The sequence below is a fragment of the Paramuribaculum intestinale genome, assembly GCF_030759015.1.
GTDB classification, from domain to species: Bacteria; Bacteroidota; Bacteroidia; order Bacteroidales; family Muribaculaceae; genus Paramuribaculum; species Paramuribaculum intestinale.
In genome coordinates, this window is record NZ_CP098825.1 from 2,412,559 (window position 1) to 2,426,512 (window position 13,954).

General features: G+C 57.2%; 13 protein-coding genes. 10 read left to right on the forward strand and 3 right to left on the reverse strand.

The window, feature by feature from the left end; all coding sequences use genetic code 11:
- Positions 1-336: 336 nt before the first annotated feature.
- Genes NF347_RS10830 through rpmB form a run of 3 tightly spaced genes read right to left on the reverse strand, consistent with a single transcriptional unit; the run spans position 337 to position 957 of the window.
- Positions 337-486 carry a DUF4295 domain-containing protein gene (locus tag NF347_RS10830; protein ID WP_107035034.1) on the reverse strand — a complete coding sequence of 50 codons (150 nt, stop codon included), beginning with the start codon at positions 484-486 and terminating at the stop codon, positions 337-339.
- Between the two features lie 18 nt (positions 487-504).
- Positions 505-693 carry a 50S ribosomal protein L33 gene (gene rpmG, locus NF347_RS10835; RefSeq protein ID WP_107033239.1) on the reverse strand — a complete coding sequence of 63 codons (189 nt, stop codon included), beginning with the start codon at positions 691-693 and terminating at the stop codon, positions 505-507.
- A 6-nt stretch (positions 694-699) separates the two neighbouring features.
- A complete protein-coding gene (gene rpmB, locus NF347_RS10840; protein WP_107035033.1) occupies positions 700-957 on the reverse strand; it encodes a 50S ribosomal protein L28 in 258 nt (85 codons plus the stop codon).
- Between the two features lie 200 nt (positions 958-1,157).
- Between rpmB and NF347_RS10845 the strand changes: the two genes are divergently transcribed.
- The 10 genes from NF347_RS10845 to NF347_RS10890 all read left to right on the forward strand — a co-directional run bounded on the left by NF347_RS10845 (position 1,158) and on the right by NF347_RS10890 (position 13,838).
- Entirely contained in the window at positions 1,158-2,552 is a 1,395-nt protein-coding gene (locus NF347_RS10845; protein ID WP_123548887.1) for an MATE family efflux transporter, read from the forward strand.
- Positions 2,553-2,691: 139 nt separating this feature from the next.
- On the forward strand, positions 2,692-4,638 hold the full coding sequence (locus NF347_RS10850) for a glycogen debranching enzyme N-terminal domain-containing protein (protein ID WP_107681345.1): 1,947 nt from the start codon (positions 2,692-2,694) through the stop codon (positions 4,636-4,638).
- 15 nt (positions 4,639-4,653) lie between these two features.
- Positions 4,654-5,910, forward strand: a complete 1,257-nt coding sequence (locus tag NF347_RS10855) for a glycosyltransferase family 4 protein (RefSeq protein ID WP_107035030.1) — start codon at positions 4,654-4,656, stop codon at positions 5,908-5,910.
- A 48-nt stretch (positions 5,911-5,958) separates the two neighbouring features.
- Entirely contained in the window at positions 5,959-7,362 is a 1,404-nt protein-coding gene (locus NF347_RS10860) for a glycoside hydrolase family 57 protein (RefSeq protein WP_107035029.1), read from the forward strand.
- Positions 7,363-7,626: 264 nt separating this feature from the next.
- On the forward strand, positions 7,627-8,451 hold the full coding sequence (locus NF347_RS10865) for a polysaccharide biosynthesis/export family protein (protein WP_107035028.1): 825 nt from the start codon (positions 7,627-7,629) through the stop codon (positions 8,449-8,451).
- Positions 8,452-8,512: 61 nt separating this feature from the next.
- Positions 8,513-9,754, forward strand: coding sequence for a hypothetical protein (locus NF347_RS10870; protein WP_107035027.1), 1,242 nt, complete (start codon positions 8,513-8,515; stop codon positions 9,752-9,754).
- A 27-nt stretch (positions 9,755-9,781) separates the two neighbouring features.
- The gene (locus NF347_RS10875) at positions 9,782-11,851 is read left to right on the forward strand and encodes a GumC family protein (protein WP_107035026.1); all 2,070 of its coding nucleotides are present in this window, start codon (positions 9,782-9,784) and stop codon (positions 11,849-11,851) included.
- Positions 11,848-12,933 (forward strand): glycosyltransferase family 4 protein, encoded by a 1,086-nt coding sequence (locus NF347_RS10880; RefSeq protein WP_107681344.1) that lies wholly within the window; start codon positions 11,848-11,850, stop codon positions 12,931-12,933. The genes NF347_RS10875 and NF347_RS10880 overlap by 4 nt, the downstream gene beginning before the upstream one ends.
- 293 nt (positions 12,934-13,226) lie before the next feature.
- Positions 13,227-13,508 (forward strand): hypothetical protein, encoded by a 282-nt coding sequence (locus NF347_RS10885; RefSeq protein WP_133165421.1) that lies wholly within the window; start codon positions 13,227-13,229, stop codon positions 13,506-13,508.
- Positions 13,509-13,514: 6 nt separating this feature from the next.
- Positions 13,515-13,838, forward strand: coding sequence for a hypothetical protein (locus NF347_RS10890; RefSeq protein ID WP_107035023.1), 324 nt, complete (start codon positions 13,515-13,517; stop codon positions 13,836-13,838).
- Positions 13,839-13,954 lie beyond the last annotated feature (116 nt).

Sequence of the window (13,954 nt, forward strand, 5' to 3'; positions counted from 1 at the left end):
AGCGTCCCGGCGGGGTCTGTCATATCCACTCCCGGCGTAAGCTCGACACGACGGAGTCTACCGCATCATCCCCATTGCCATGGTACCTCTCCGGCTTTCGCCATCCGCTTGCATCCGCGACATCTTTGCCATGCCCCCGTTATCCCGACAGCATCGACGGGACTGAAACACTTGTCCATTTCCACGGCGGCGCATATACGCAGGAAGAGCGCCGGAAGTCGGATTGACTTTCAGCGCTCTTCTATGATTATATTCAGTGCGCAGGCCTGCGTTGCTCCATTGCGGAGGTCGGTCGCAGGATTGCGTTGTCTTATATACGCGTGGTGAGGGGAATGCTTACTTGAGAGCGTCCTTCACGGCGTCGTTGGGCACCATCTGTTCCTGGAATGTGTAGGCGCCTGTCTTGGGCGACTTCACAACGCGAATCACTTTGCTGTAGGTGCGTCCTTCGCCTTTCTGAAGGCTTGCGACGGTTTTCTTTGCCATATCCTGGTGGTGTTACGATTATTTGATTTCCTTATGTACAGTCACTTTCTTGAGGATCGGATTGTACTTTTTGAGTTCGAGGCGCTCGGTAGTGTTCTTGCGGTTCTTTGTGGTGATGTAGCGCGAAGTGCCGGGCATCCCGCTGGCCTTGTGTTCGGTGCATTCGAGTATTACCTGCACGCGATTGCCTTTAGCTTTCTTTGCCATCGTCGATTAAAATGCTAAATATTTGATTTCCGTTAAATAACCCTTCTGAGCAGCTTCCTTGATAGCGGCGTCAAGGCCCTTCTTGTTGATGGTGCGGAGTCCTGCTGCCGAGAGAGTCAGCTGAATCCACATCTGCTCCTCAACCCAGAAGAACTTCTTGCGGAAGAGGTTGACATTGAATTTGCGCTTGGTGCGGCGCTTCGAATGCGACACATTGTTGCCCACCATTGCTTTCTTGCCCGTGATTTGACAAATCTGTGACATGGCTTTTTGTGTTATTTAGTCGTTGTTAATTATTTGAAGCGGTTGGATTTACGCCGCGGCCTTGACGCTCTCATATCGGCTCCGGGCGCATCATTTCCCGACGCCTTTTGCATACAGGCCCGTAAATCAGAGTGCAAAGTAAGCAATTTTTCAGCTAACCGCCAAACATTTCGCCATTTTTCAGTAAATTTGCCAACGCAATGGAACACGACACGCCTACCGAAGGCAACCTCGACCGACTCGCCACCGGCAGCATAGCCCGGCTGCTGTGGCGCTACAGCCTGCCGGCGGTGGTGGGCATGGTGGTGACTTCGCTCTATAATGTGATCGACCGCATATTCATAGGCCAGGGCGTGGGCACCGAGGCCATCGCCGGACTCGCCATCACGTTTCCGGTCATGAACGTGTCGACGGCCATCGGAGTGCTGATAGGCGCGGGCGCATCCGCGCGCGTTTCAATAATGCTCGGAGCCTCCGACCGGCGCGGCGCGCAGCTCGTGCTCGGCAACGCGCTGGTGCTGATCGTCGTCAACGCTCTGGTATATCTGACCCTCTTCCGGATTTTTCTCGACGACATATTGCTCGCTTTCGGAGCCAGCCCGGCCACGCTACCCTACGCGCGCGATTTCATGGTCTGCCTGCTGCCGGGCATGATGGTGATGAACATATCGTTCAGCTTCAACAACATCATGCGGGCATCGGGCTATCCGGCCCGCGCCATGCTCACGATGTTTATCGGAGCGGGCATCAACGTGATCCTCGACCCTATATTCATATTCGTATTCGACTGGGGCATAAAGGGAGCGGCCATAGCCACCGACATAGCCATGACATGCTCCATGATATTCGTCATGGCCCACTTCATGCGCCGCGACAGCACACTGCGCTTCACCCGCGGCATCTACCGGCTGCGCTGGCGCATAATCGCCGGCATCATAAGCATCGGAGCCGCCCCGAGCCTCGTCAATCTGGCCGGAAGCGCCATCAACGTGATAGTCAACACCTCGCTCTATACCCACGGAAGCGACAACGCCGTGGCGGCCTCTGGAATATTCACCACCTACACGTCGCTGCTGGTGATGGTGGTCGTGGGACTGTGCCAGGGCATGCAGCCGATCCTCGGCTACAATTATGGCGCCGGACTCTACGGTCGTCTGAAGCGATGCTACTGGCTCGCCACCGGAGCCGCCACAGCCATAGTGACCGCCGGATGCGCCTTCGGGCTGCTATGGCCCGGACTCATAGCCCGCGCATTCACCACCGACCCGACACTGATAGCGGTCACCTCGCGAGCGCTCTCTTTGTCGCTGCTCGCATTCTGGGCGGTCGGCTTCCAGATCGTGGCCACAACTTTCTTCCAGTCGATCGGCAAAGCCGGGAAGTCGATATTCCTCAGCCTCACCCGCCAGGTGATATTCCTCATACCGCTCCTGCTGACGCTGCCCGACCGGCTCGGACTCGACGGCGTTTGGCTCTCGTTTCCGTCGAGCGACGTGATGGCCACCATCGTCACCGCTCTGATGATAGCTTTTCAGCTGCGGCGGCTACCGGCCGCCCCACTGCCTTGCTTTGCCGGCACAAAAGCGACAAAATGACGCCACAGCTACCCGTCGACGGCATAATAAAGGGTTTTTTCAGCCAAAATTCAAGAAAAATTTGCACTTCATCAAAAAATTGGCTACATTCGCTCAATAAATCATACCCTTGAAATTTTTACCTTAACAATACAATAACATGAGCTACTTGAAATTTGATAAAAACCTCATGATTAATCTGGAGCAGAGTCTGATGAAGGAAATGCTCCGCACCAATCAGTCAGGTGCTTATCATTGCACTTCTGTGGTAGACTGCAACACCCGCAAACAGCACGGCATGCTCGTGATACCCATCCCGGAGATGGGCAATTCGTCACACGTACTGCTGTCGTCGCTCGACTGCACCGTCATACAGCATGGAGCGGAGTTCAATCTCGGACTCCACCGCTACAGCGGAGGCGTATACAGTCCAAACGGCCACAAATACATACGCGAGTTTGACTGCGAGAGCGTGCCCCGCACCACTTACCGCGTGGGCGGCGTGATCCTCACCAAGGAGAAGATGTTCATATCCCATGAAAACCGCATTCTCGTAAGATACACCCTCGTCGAGGCACATTCACCCACGACACTCCGCTTCCGCCCGATGCTTGCGTTCCGCGAAGCCAACGCCCTGGTAATGGCCAACGACGCCATCAACACCCAGGTCGACGACGCCCCCAACGGAGTCAGCTGCTGCCTCTACCAAGGCTATCCGAGGCTCTACATGCAGTTTAACCACAAACCCGAATGGCACTATCAGCCCAACTGGTACAACGGCTTCGAGTATCTGAAGGATCTTGAGCGCGGCGTGCCTTACACCGAGGACCTGTGGGTGCCCGGATATTTCGACATACCGATAAAAAAAGGCGAATCGATCATATTCTCGGCCGGAGTCAGCGAAGTGTCGCCACGCTCCATCAGCAAGATGTATGAGACCGAGATAGCCACCCGCACCTGCCGCACTTCGTTCTTCAACTGTCTGAAAAACGCCGTCAAGCAGTGCTACTTCAAGGACAAGGACGGAATGTTCCTGCTCTCGGGATATCCCTGGGGCAAAGTACTCGCCCGCAACACATTCATGGCACTGCCCGGAGCCACGATAGCCATCAACCACCGCGAAGACTTCGAGGCCATCATGGAGAGCGGACGGGAAGCGCTCGTCCACTTCATGAACACGGGCGAACTCTCGCAGCGCATCGGAGGCATCGACCTGCCCGACATACCGCTCTGGTGTATCTGGGCTCTGCAGCAATATGCCAAAGCCTACGGCAAAGACGACACCATCAAACGCTATCTCCCGCTCGTGAAGGAGATCATGGAATATATCATCTCCAACCGCCACCCCAACCTGCGGGTGGAGGATAACGGCCTGGTCTACTCCATCGGCACAGCCACACCGGTCACCTGGATGAACGCCTCGCTCTACGGACGCCCGCTCGTTCCGCGTTCAGGCTACATGGTCGAATTCAACGCCTTATGGTACAACGCCCTGATGTGGTGCGCATCGCTCACCGAAGAGCTGCCCGAGGCCGACGCCCCGCAGCGTCAGCTCTGGGTGTCGACGGCCGAAAAGCTCAAACAGTCGTTCATCGACACCTTCCTCAACGACTACGGCTATCTCTACGACTACGTCAACGGCACGTATGCCGATCCATCGGTGCGTCCCAACATGGCCGTGGCCATCGGACTTGACTACTCGCCGCTCGACCGCCGCCAGCGCAAGGGAGTGCTCGACGTGGTGACCCGCGAGCTGCTCACCCCCAAAGGACTGCGCACGCTCTCGCCGAAAAGCTTCGGCTACCGTCCCTTCTATCTCGGATCGCCTGAAGAACGCGAGATGGCGCTCCACAACGGCCCCGCACGCCCATGGCTCTTCGGATTCTACGCCGACGCCTATCTGCGCGTGTTCGGAGTCAGCGGAGTGGGCTATCTCGACCGCATGCTCATCGGCTACGAAGACGAGATGACCAACCAGTGCATCGGATCGCTCTCGCAGCTCTACGACGGCAACCCGCCATTCTCCGGCCGAGGAGCCATCAGCCATGTCACCAACATAGCCGAGATACTCCGCACGCTCACCACACTCAAAAAATTCAATCTGTAAACCCTACAACGCTCCATGAAAGCTCTAATGTTCGGGTGGGAATTCCCGCCCCATATCCTCGGCGGACTCGGCACCGCCAGCTACGGACTCACCAAAGGAATGTGGGAGTGTGGCGACATGGACATCACATTCGTCATACCCAAACCCTTCGGCGACGAAGACAAGACGTTCGCCCACATCATCGGCGCATCGCAGGTGCCAATCGCATGGCGCGACGTCAACCGCGACTACGTCGAGCAGCGCATAGGCCGACTGATGGATCCCGACCTCTACTTCCGTCTGCGCGACCACATCTACGCCGACTTCAACTACATGCGCACCAACGACCTCGGCGCGCTCGAATTCTCCGGACGCTACCCCGACAACCTCCTCGAGGAGATCAACAACTACTCCATCGTGGCAGGCGTCGTGGCCCGCACGCTCGACTTCGACATAATCCACTCCCACGACTGGCTGACATATCCCGCAGGCATCCACGCCAAGCAGGTGACCGGAAAGCCGATGGTGATCCATGTCCACGCCACCGAGTTTGACCGCTCCAGAGGCAAGCCCAACCCGACGGTGTTCGGCATAGAGAAGGACGGCATGAACCACGCCGACCACATCATCACCGTCAGCAACCACACACGCGACATCGTCATCAACAACTACGGAGTTGACCCCGCAAAAGTGACCACCGTCCACAACGCCGTCACACCGCTCACCGACGAGCAGAAGGACGTGCCCGAACACAAGTCGAAGGACAAGGTGATCACCTTCCTCGGACGCATCACCATGCAGAAAGGCCCCGAATACTTCGTCGAAGCCGCCGCCAAAGTGCTAAAGAACAATCACAACGTGCGCTTCGTCATGGCAGGCTCAGGCGACATGATGGACAAGATGATACAGCTCGCCGCCGAGCGCGGCATAGCCGACCGCTTCCACTTCCCCGGATTCCAGCGCGGCAAACAGGTCTACGAGATGCTCAAGGCCAGCGACGTCTATGTGATGCCCTCCGTTTCCGAACCGTTCGGCATTTCGCCCCTCGAAGCCATGCAGATGGGATGCCCATCGATCATATCCAAGCAGAGCGGATGCGCCGAGATACTCGACAACGTGATCAAGACCGACTACTGGGATATCGACGCAATGGCCGACGCCATGAACTCCATCATCACCTATCCGGCCATGTATGAGCAGCTCCGGCAGGACGGACTCGAGGAAGTGAACAAAATCACCTGGGACAAAGCCGGACAAAAAGTGATCGACATCTACAAGCGCTACGTGCACTGAGCGCCGTGACAACACCTTAGAAAACAAAAAACTTCACCATAATCAATCATGAAAGCGATCTGTTTCTATTTCCAGATTCACCAGCCGTTTCGCCTCAAGCGCTACCGCTTCTTCGATATAGGCAACGACCACTACTACTACGACGATTTCGCCAACGACGACATAGTCAGCCGCATAGCGCGCAACTCCTACATACCGGCCGCCGAAAGCCTCCTCAGGATGATCGACGAGAGCAAGGGAGCGTTCCGCTGCGCCATCTCCGTCACCGGAACCGCCCTCGAGCAGTTTGAGCACTACGTGCCTGAATTCATCGACCTGCTCAAACGCCTCGCCGAGACCGGCAAGTGCGAGTTCCTCGCCGAAACCTACGCCCACTCCCTCTCGTCGCTTGCCGACCCCGAGGAATTCGCCGCACAGGTCAAGGCCCACGACGACAAGATAGAGCAGCTCTTCGGCGTGAAGCCCAAAGTGCTCCGCAACACCGAGCTGATCTACTGCGACGAAATGGCTCCGCACATCTACTCCATGGGCTACAAGGGAGTGATCACCGAGGGCGCAAAGCACATACTCGGATGGAAGAGCCCCAACTACGTCTACGCCGCGGCCACTCAGCCAAAGCTCAAGCTCCTGCTGAAAAACTCCAAGCTGAGCGACGACATCTCGTTCCGCTTCTCCAACCCCGAATGGGACGCATATCCCCTCACAGCCGACAAATACATCGACTGGATCGCATCCACACCCGCCGACGAGCAGATCATCAACCTGTTCATGAACCTCGAGACCTTCGGCGAGATGCAGAGCCGTGACACAGGCATATTCCAGTTCCTCGAAGCGCTCCCGCGCTTCGCCAGAGAGCGCGGCATCGACTTCTGGACACCCTCCGAAGCCGTGCAGAAGCTCAAGGCCGTGGGCGAACTGTCGGTGATGCACCCCATATCGTGGGCCGACGAGGCACGCGACACATCGGCATGGCTCGGCAACAAGCTCCAGCAGGAAGCGTTCGACAAGCTATACTCCGTGGCCGAACGCGTCAGACTCTGCGACGACCGCCGCCTCAAACAGGACTGGAACTACCTCCAGGCATCCGACCATTTCTTCTACATGGCCACAAAGCATTTTGCCGACGGAGCCGTCCACTCCCACTTCTCGCCCTACGACACACCCTTCCAGGCGTTCACCAACTACATGAACGTGCTGGCCGACTTCATCGTCAGGGTCGAGGAACAGTACCCCCTCACCATCGACAACGAAGAGCTCAACTCACTCCTGACCACCATACGCAACCAGGAGCGCGAGATAGAACAGCTCAACAAGGAAGTCAGCTCCATGCGGCAGAACCTTGAACACTACAACGAGGAACATCTCCTCCGCCAGAAGCAGACCGAGACTGCCGAAAAGCCGGCTCCCGCCAAAAAGAAACCCGGGCGCAAACCCGCGGCCAAAAAGGCTTGAGAACAGCTCCCGTCGATCTGACCGACAGCCGTCCGCCAAGGCGCCTAAGGTCAGAAAGACATGACAACAATACAACAGATATAATTCAACCTAAGACAACATCTGGCATCATCTCAGCATGATGCCGAAGGATCCGGCTCCCTTGATAGAAAGGTGGCCGGATCTTTTTTATCACCCCCTCAGCCGCCATTCCACAATATCGGAACACCTTCGACGTTATCTCAAACAGAGAATCAGGCGCCACCGCGCCATCACGACCGACAAATGAACAACCGATCCATTATCACACGCATCGCGCTCATCACAGCCATAGTACTGACCATGGCCTCATGCCGCACCGGACGCCACTCCAGCCATCTCACCTACATGGAACAGCTCGGCGACTCTCGCCAGGGCACACTGTCAAAATCCGATTACAAAGTGACCATACAGCCCGAGGACGAACTCCAGATCATCGTCACCTCTGCCATACCGGCCGCGACATCGGAGTATAACCTCCCCAACAGCAACGCCTCATTCTCCACCGGAGTCGGCAACCTCATCACCGACAGCCAGCAGCAGTCATACTTCGTCGACAGAGAAGGCAACATCGAATTCCCGAAACTCGGCACCATCCACGCAGCCGGGATGACCACGTCGCAGCTCCGCGACATGCTCATAGAGCGGATCGGACAGCATGTCAAGGATCCCAACGTCAGAGTGCTTATCACCAACTTCCACGTCAATGTCATGGGCGAGGTGCGCAACCCCCACCGCATACATGTGCCATCGCAGCGCTTCTCGATATTCGACGCACTCGCCGCCGCCGGCGACATGACCGAGTACGGACGCCGCGACAATGTAACCATCATACGCGAAGAGGCCGACAGCGCCCGATATGTCCGGCTCGACCTTCGTGATCCGGCCATCACAGCCTCGCCCTACTACTATCTGAAACAGAACGACGTGATAATCGTCGAACCCAACGAAATACGTCAGGCCAACTCACGATACAACCAGCACAGTGCCTTCAAGCTATCGGTGATCTCCACCGTAGTGGGAGCCATATCGGTCATCGCATCGCTGGTGATAGCCCTCGCCGTCCACTGACCGTCAACAGACGCCACCGAAACACTACACTACCGACCTCACCCTACCACCTTTCGACAAAGTGCTCAAAACCGACCGAATATGCACATGGATACTCATCCTCGCCTTGGCTCTGCTGCTCCCATCCACGCAGCTGGTCAAGCCTGTCGATGAGCTTACTGTCATAGCCCTCATAGCCCTGGCACTGACCGACTCAGCCGTCAACAGCGCATGGTGCCGCTACAGCCTGCTGTGGGTAATGACGGGCATCATGGCCCTCTATGCCGCCTATTCGATCACAGCCGTCAGCTACAACACCCCCTACGCCATCGCCGTCGACTACCTCATACAACTCAAACCCTACATAGCTTTCGCCGTATTCGTGGCAGTCGGGCCGCGGTTCACCGACGCCGACCGCCGGATACTCCGCGCTATAGCCGTGGTCAACGCGATCACCGCAGCCGCCATATCGGCCTTCAGCAACCAGACCGTACAGCTCCTGATCATGCATATCAGCATAGTGGGCATCACCGCCGTGATCAGCTTCGCCGTGTGGCTGCTCTGCTCCATCCGTCCCGACGGAAGCATATCGGCCACCGACAAAGCCATGGCATTCATGCTCCTCGCCCTCGGACTCCCCTCCGGCCGAGCCAAATTCTTCGGCACATGCGTGGTGAGCTTATACTTCATCCTCGTCTACATGCGAATCCGACGACCGATAAGACCGAGCCGACAGCTACTGACAGCCATTGTGGTCGGCGGACTGGTGGCGGCAGTCGGATGGAATAAATTCCGCTTCTACTTCATCGACCTCGGCTACGACCTCCGAGGCGGTGGCGGAGGGATCGAAAACCTCGCACGCCCCGCACTCTATGCCGCAGCCCTCCTGATCATGATCTCGCGCATCCCCTTCGGCAGCGGACTCGCATCGTTCGCCTCCCATGCATCGGGCGAGATCCACTACTCGAAGGTCTACTATGAATATGGTCTCAACCACGTCTACGGACTCACGCCCGCGCAACCCGACTTCATCTGCGACGCCTACTACCCCTCGCTCGCACAGCTGGGACTCGCCGGCGTGGCGCTATTCATTGCCTTCTGGATATACGTAGCCGCAAAGCTGCGACGCATCCGACGCACACTGGCACAAGGCAAGGCGCTTTTCGCCATCGCATGGATCATCATACTGTTTATGCTGATCGAAAGCATAGCCAGCACCACCCTCGTACAGCCACCCGGAGTAGTAAGCATGATGCTCCTCGGCATCATCTGCTCCGCGACTCCCGCCACCTACGGATCGCACACCTCAGGAAATCAGTCATAAAGTCAATCATATCCTCCCCAACCGACAATGGCAACCAACACCACCACTGACAAGAACGAAATCGACCTGCGACGCATAGCGCGCGCCATACGCTCCCACAGATGGATCTATCTTGGCGGATGCGCCCTCATAGCGGCCATGGCCACGGCATTCTGCTGCATCACCCAGCCGCGCTACGAATCCACAGCCACTATGCTCATAGAGGACAGCTCGTCCGAACCAGCGCAGACAGCCAACCCCATGGCACAGATGATGCGCACATTCTCCATCGGAGGCGCCTCCACCACAAGCGTCGACAACGAGATAATGCTCGTCAACACCATGGACGTGATGCGGCGCACCGTCACGGCGCTCAACCTCAACACGGAGCTTTCCGAACGCCACGGACTGCGCAAACTCCTGCTGTTTGCCGAGCCTCCACTGCTCGTCGGCATGGCACGGAGCGTTCTCGACACACTCACCGTCCCGGTCAAGGCCGAGATCACCCTGCACCCTGACGGCAAGGTTTCCGCATCGCTCAAAGCCGGAAAATACTCCGCCCAGGTTTCTGACGCGAAGCTGCCCGTCAGCATCCCCACACCGCTCGGAGATGTCACCATCGCCCCGGGGCCATCGCTCGACACCGCATCGACCGACTCACGCCGGTTTGTTGCAGCCCTCACAGGCACGCCGGAAGCATCCGCCATGCTCTACAAAAAGGTGATTATCGAAATAGCCGACAAGATGTCCGACGCCATAAGCCTCACTATCACCGACGTGGGACGCGACCGCGGGCGCGCCATACTCGACGAGGTCATGCGACAGTACAATATCAAGCGACTTGAACGCACACACCTGATCGCCGAGGCCGAGATACGCTTTCTCGACGAACGTATAGCCGACATCTTCTCCGAACTGACCGAAAGCGAAAAGCGAGTGGAACAATTCAAGACCAAGGCCAACTTCATCAGCATCGGCAACGAAGCCCCCATTCTTCTTGAGAAAAGCCTCGACTCCCACGAAGAGACACTCAAGACCACAGCAGAGATAGCTTACTTCGAACAGATACTCAACACACTCCGGCAAGGACACACCGGACTCCTTCCGGCAGTAGTCATCCCCGGATCGTCGGCGAGCGCAGGCTCCGAGAGCGGACCCAACGCCTTCATAACTGCCTACAACGAGCAGGTGATGCTCCGACAGGAACTGCTGCGCTCAGCCAAGCCCGGCAACACCGCCCTTATCGCCGCCGAACAGCGCATCGACCAGCTGCGCACGAGTATCATCTCATCCTTCACACAGCTCCTCGAAGGAGCACGAATGGCCGAAGACCGCCGCAAGGGCGCCACCGGAGCGCTCGACTCCCACCTCCACGCACTCCCCTCGTACGAGCGCGAGTTCATGGAGATATTCCGCGACAACAACATCAAGAACGAACTCTACACATTCCTGCTGCAGAAACGCGAGAACGCCCTGCTGCAATACCACTCGGAGAACACCACCGGCTTCATCATCGACCCGGCCATAACAGCCCTCAAGCCTTCGGCCAGACGACCACTGACAGTTACCGCGCTCGCACTTGTGGCAATGCTCGGATTCATCGGCGCCGGAGTGTCGCTCACCCTGCGATGCCGCGACCGCCTCGCCGACCCGTTCGACCTCAGGCGATGCGGACTTGAAGAGCGCACATCCGTCATCGACCTCACCAAACCCCGCGACGGAGCGCGCACACTCCGCTCCCTCATCACCGCCGGACGCACTCCGCTGACCATCTATACAGCCCTGATCGACGCCCCCGGCGAAGCGATCACGGCCATCACCGACGCCATGCAGCGCGCCGGAATGACAGCCGACATCATCAACGACGTCACCGACAACGACACCCTACTGTCGCCGGCATTCGACTCGCGGGCAAAAGCCGCGACGTCGGCCGGACACTATCTGTTCGTCGAAGTGCCCGATCCCGGACACTTCGACGAACTGCACACCCTTGCCGACGCCGACGGCGCTGCGCTGCTCCTCATCGTAGGCCGGAACACCACCGGCCGCCGACACCTGATACGACAGCTCGAAGGCTTTGATCCGAAGCACCTCATCATAGCTATCTCCACCACATGAAGATCGCAGTAGCAGGCACACGCGGATTTCCCGGCATACAGGGAGGCGTCGAGACCCACTGCCGCGAGCTTTATACGCGGATAGCCGCCCGGGGAGTCGATGTGACTGTGATGTGCCGCCGTCCGTATATGTCGCCCGATGCCGGCACCGCCTACCGTGGCGTGAGGCTCGACACACTCTACTCCCCCAGACGGCAGTCGACCGAAACTATCATACACACATTTCTGGCCGTCGTAAAGGCACGAATGGCCGGAGCCGACATAATCCACCTCCACGCCTGCGGACCGGCTCTCATGGCGCCCATCGCACGTCTGCTCGGCATGAAAGTGGTCACCACACTCCACGGCCACGACTACAACCGCGCTAAATGGGGACGCATCGCACGCCTCGCACTGCGCCTCGGAGAGCGCGCGGCAATGCTGACAAGCAACGCCGTCATATCCATCTCCGGGCCTATCACAGAGTCACTGACCTCACGCTACGGCTCTCACCGGAGACTCCTCACAATACCCAACGGAGTCAACCCTCCCGACGCCGGAGCATCCGACCCGCAATGGATCTCGTCGCTCGGACTAAAGCCGCGCCGCTACGTCGTGGCCGTCGGACGCCTCGTGCCCGAAAAAGGCCTCCACACACTTATAGAAACAGCCCCCGCACTGCGCGAAGCCGGCCTGCGCATCGTAGTGGCCGGAGGAGCCGACCATCCGACAGCCTACTCGGCGGCACTCACACGGCTCGCAGCCGAATCCGGAGTGGTGATGACAGGAGCCGTCGACCGATCACACATCAACGCCCTGCTGGCCGATGCAGCCCTGTTTGTAATGCCATCGCTCCACGAAGGACTCCCCATAGCACTCCTCGAAGCCATGAGCCACAGCCTCGACGTAGCTGTGAGCGACATCGAATCGTGCCGCCTGCCGCAGCTTGCTCCCGCCGACTTTTTTCCTCCCGGCGACGCCGCCGCCCTGACCGCACTTATTCTCGACAAGACCGCGCGCCATGCACGCCGCACCTACAACCTCGCCGACTACGACTGGGATCGCATCGCCGCCGCCGTCCTCGACCTCTATCACTCCCTCTGACTATCCCACACCACCATCATCCCGCTGCATAGTCACCATTACCCTTCGCTACGCGCATCCGATCCCGACGCCGCACAACGTCCAACGGGCGTATTACCCATTCAGCTAATATGTTGTGAATATCATAACACGCCTTACTGTTATTAATCTTATTTAACAATATTAAACCTTGATTTTCAGAATTAAATTCTACAACTTTGCGCAAAACCCAATCCAATAACTATCAGAATATACTTACCATCCGGTCGACAATATAAACATCGTAAATAACCCATCTAATTCACACTTTCTCCATGAAAAGACTTATTATTACAATCATGGCCGCTTTTTGTGCTATATACCAGAGCCAAGCCATCGACTTCAGCGACGACCGAGGAATCACCGTATCGGCACTGTTCGGAGTCAGCCACAGCCATCGCTCTTTCAATCATCACAGCGACAACCACTATGGTCTGGTAGCTTCGCCGCGTATCGGATATAAATTCAACGCTGACTGGGAGGCCGGTGCATTTTTCAGATATGAAAAATTCAAAGATTACAACGAGTATGTCGGGGTCGGCATATATGGAGAATAGAGCTTCATGAGATTTGCTTCAGGACTTCGCCTCATCACCGAAGCTCACGCCACATTTAATACCTACGATTCAAACGGATACCTTATCAACGGATATAATAATACATATCCATATAAGCATACCGACATGACAGAGGTCGGATTTACACCGTGTATAGCCTATCGCATCGCCAATAGTCCGGTAGATCTCAAACTGCGCTATCTTTTCATTGGCTTCAACCACTCGGAGCGCTCCTACAAGGCCGAAGCACCCGGATGCCTCGGACGGGGCAACTGGATCATCGACGCATCCCTCCGCCGTCTCGAAATCGGCGCGTCCATCACATTCTGACCTCAATCCCACCGGGCTTTACCCATAGAAAGCAAGCCCCTGCGTCGCATCATGGACGCAGGGGCTTTGTATCATAATCACGAACGCCGGTAACAACGTCCGTCACACGGGCTTCG

Coding starts and splice junctions, on each gene's coding strand:
- NF347_RS10830 (WP_107035034.1), bottom strand. CDS start 486: ATGGCAAAGAAAACCGTCGCAAGCCTTCAGAAAGGCGAAGGACGCACC.
- rpmG (WP_107033239.1), bottom strand. CDS start 693: ATGGCAAAGAAAGCTAAAGGCAATCGCGTGCAGGTAATACTCGAATGC.
- rpmB (WP_107035033.1), bottom strand. CDS start 957: ATGTCACAGATTTGTCAAATCACGGGCAAGAAAGCAATGGTGGGCAAC.
- NF347_RS10845 (WP_123548887.1), top strand. CDS start 1,158: ATGGAACACGACACGCCTACCGAAGGCAACCTCGACCGACTCGCCACC.
- NF347_RS10850 (WP_107681345.1), top strand. CDS start 2,692: ATGAGCTACTTGAAATTTGATAAAAACCTCATGATTAATCTGGAGCAG.
- NF347_RS10855 (WP_107035030.1), top strand. CDS start 4,654: ATGAAAGCTCTAATGTTCGGGTGGGAATTCCCGCCCCATATCCTCGGC.
- NF347_RS10860 (WP_107035029.1), top strand. CDS start 5,959: ATGAAAGCGATCTGTTTCTATTTCCAGATTCACCAGCCGTTTCGCCTC.
- NF347_RS10865 (WP_107035028.1), top strand. CDS start 7,627: ATGAACAACCGATCCATTATCACACGCATCGCGCTCATCACAGCCATA.
- NF347_RS10875 (WP_107035026.1), top strand. CDS start 9,782: ATGGCAACCAACACCACCACTGACAAGAACGAAATCGACCTGCGACGC.
- NF347_RS10880 (WP_107681344.1), top strand. CDS start 11,848: ATGAAGATCGCAGTAGCAGGCACACGCGGATTTCCCGGCATACAGGGA.
- NF347_RS10885 (WP_133165421.1), top strand. CDS start 13,227: ATGAAAAGACTTATTATTACAATCATGGCCGCTTTTTGTGCTATATAC.
- NF347_RS10890 (WP_107035023.1), top strand. CDS start 13,515: ATGAGATTTGCTTCAGGACTTCGCCTCATCACCGAAGCTCACGCCACA.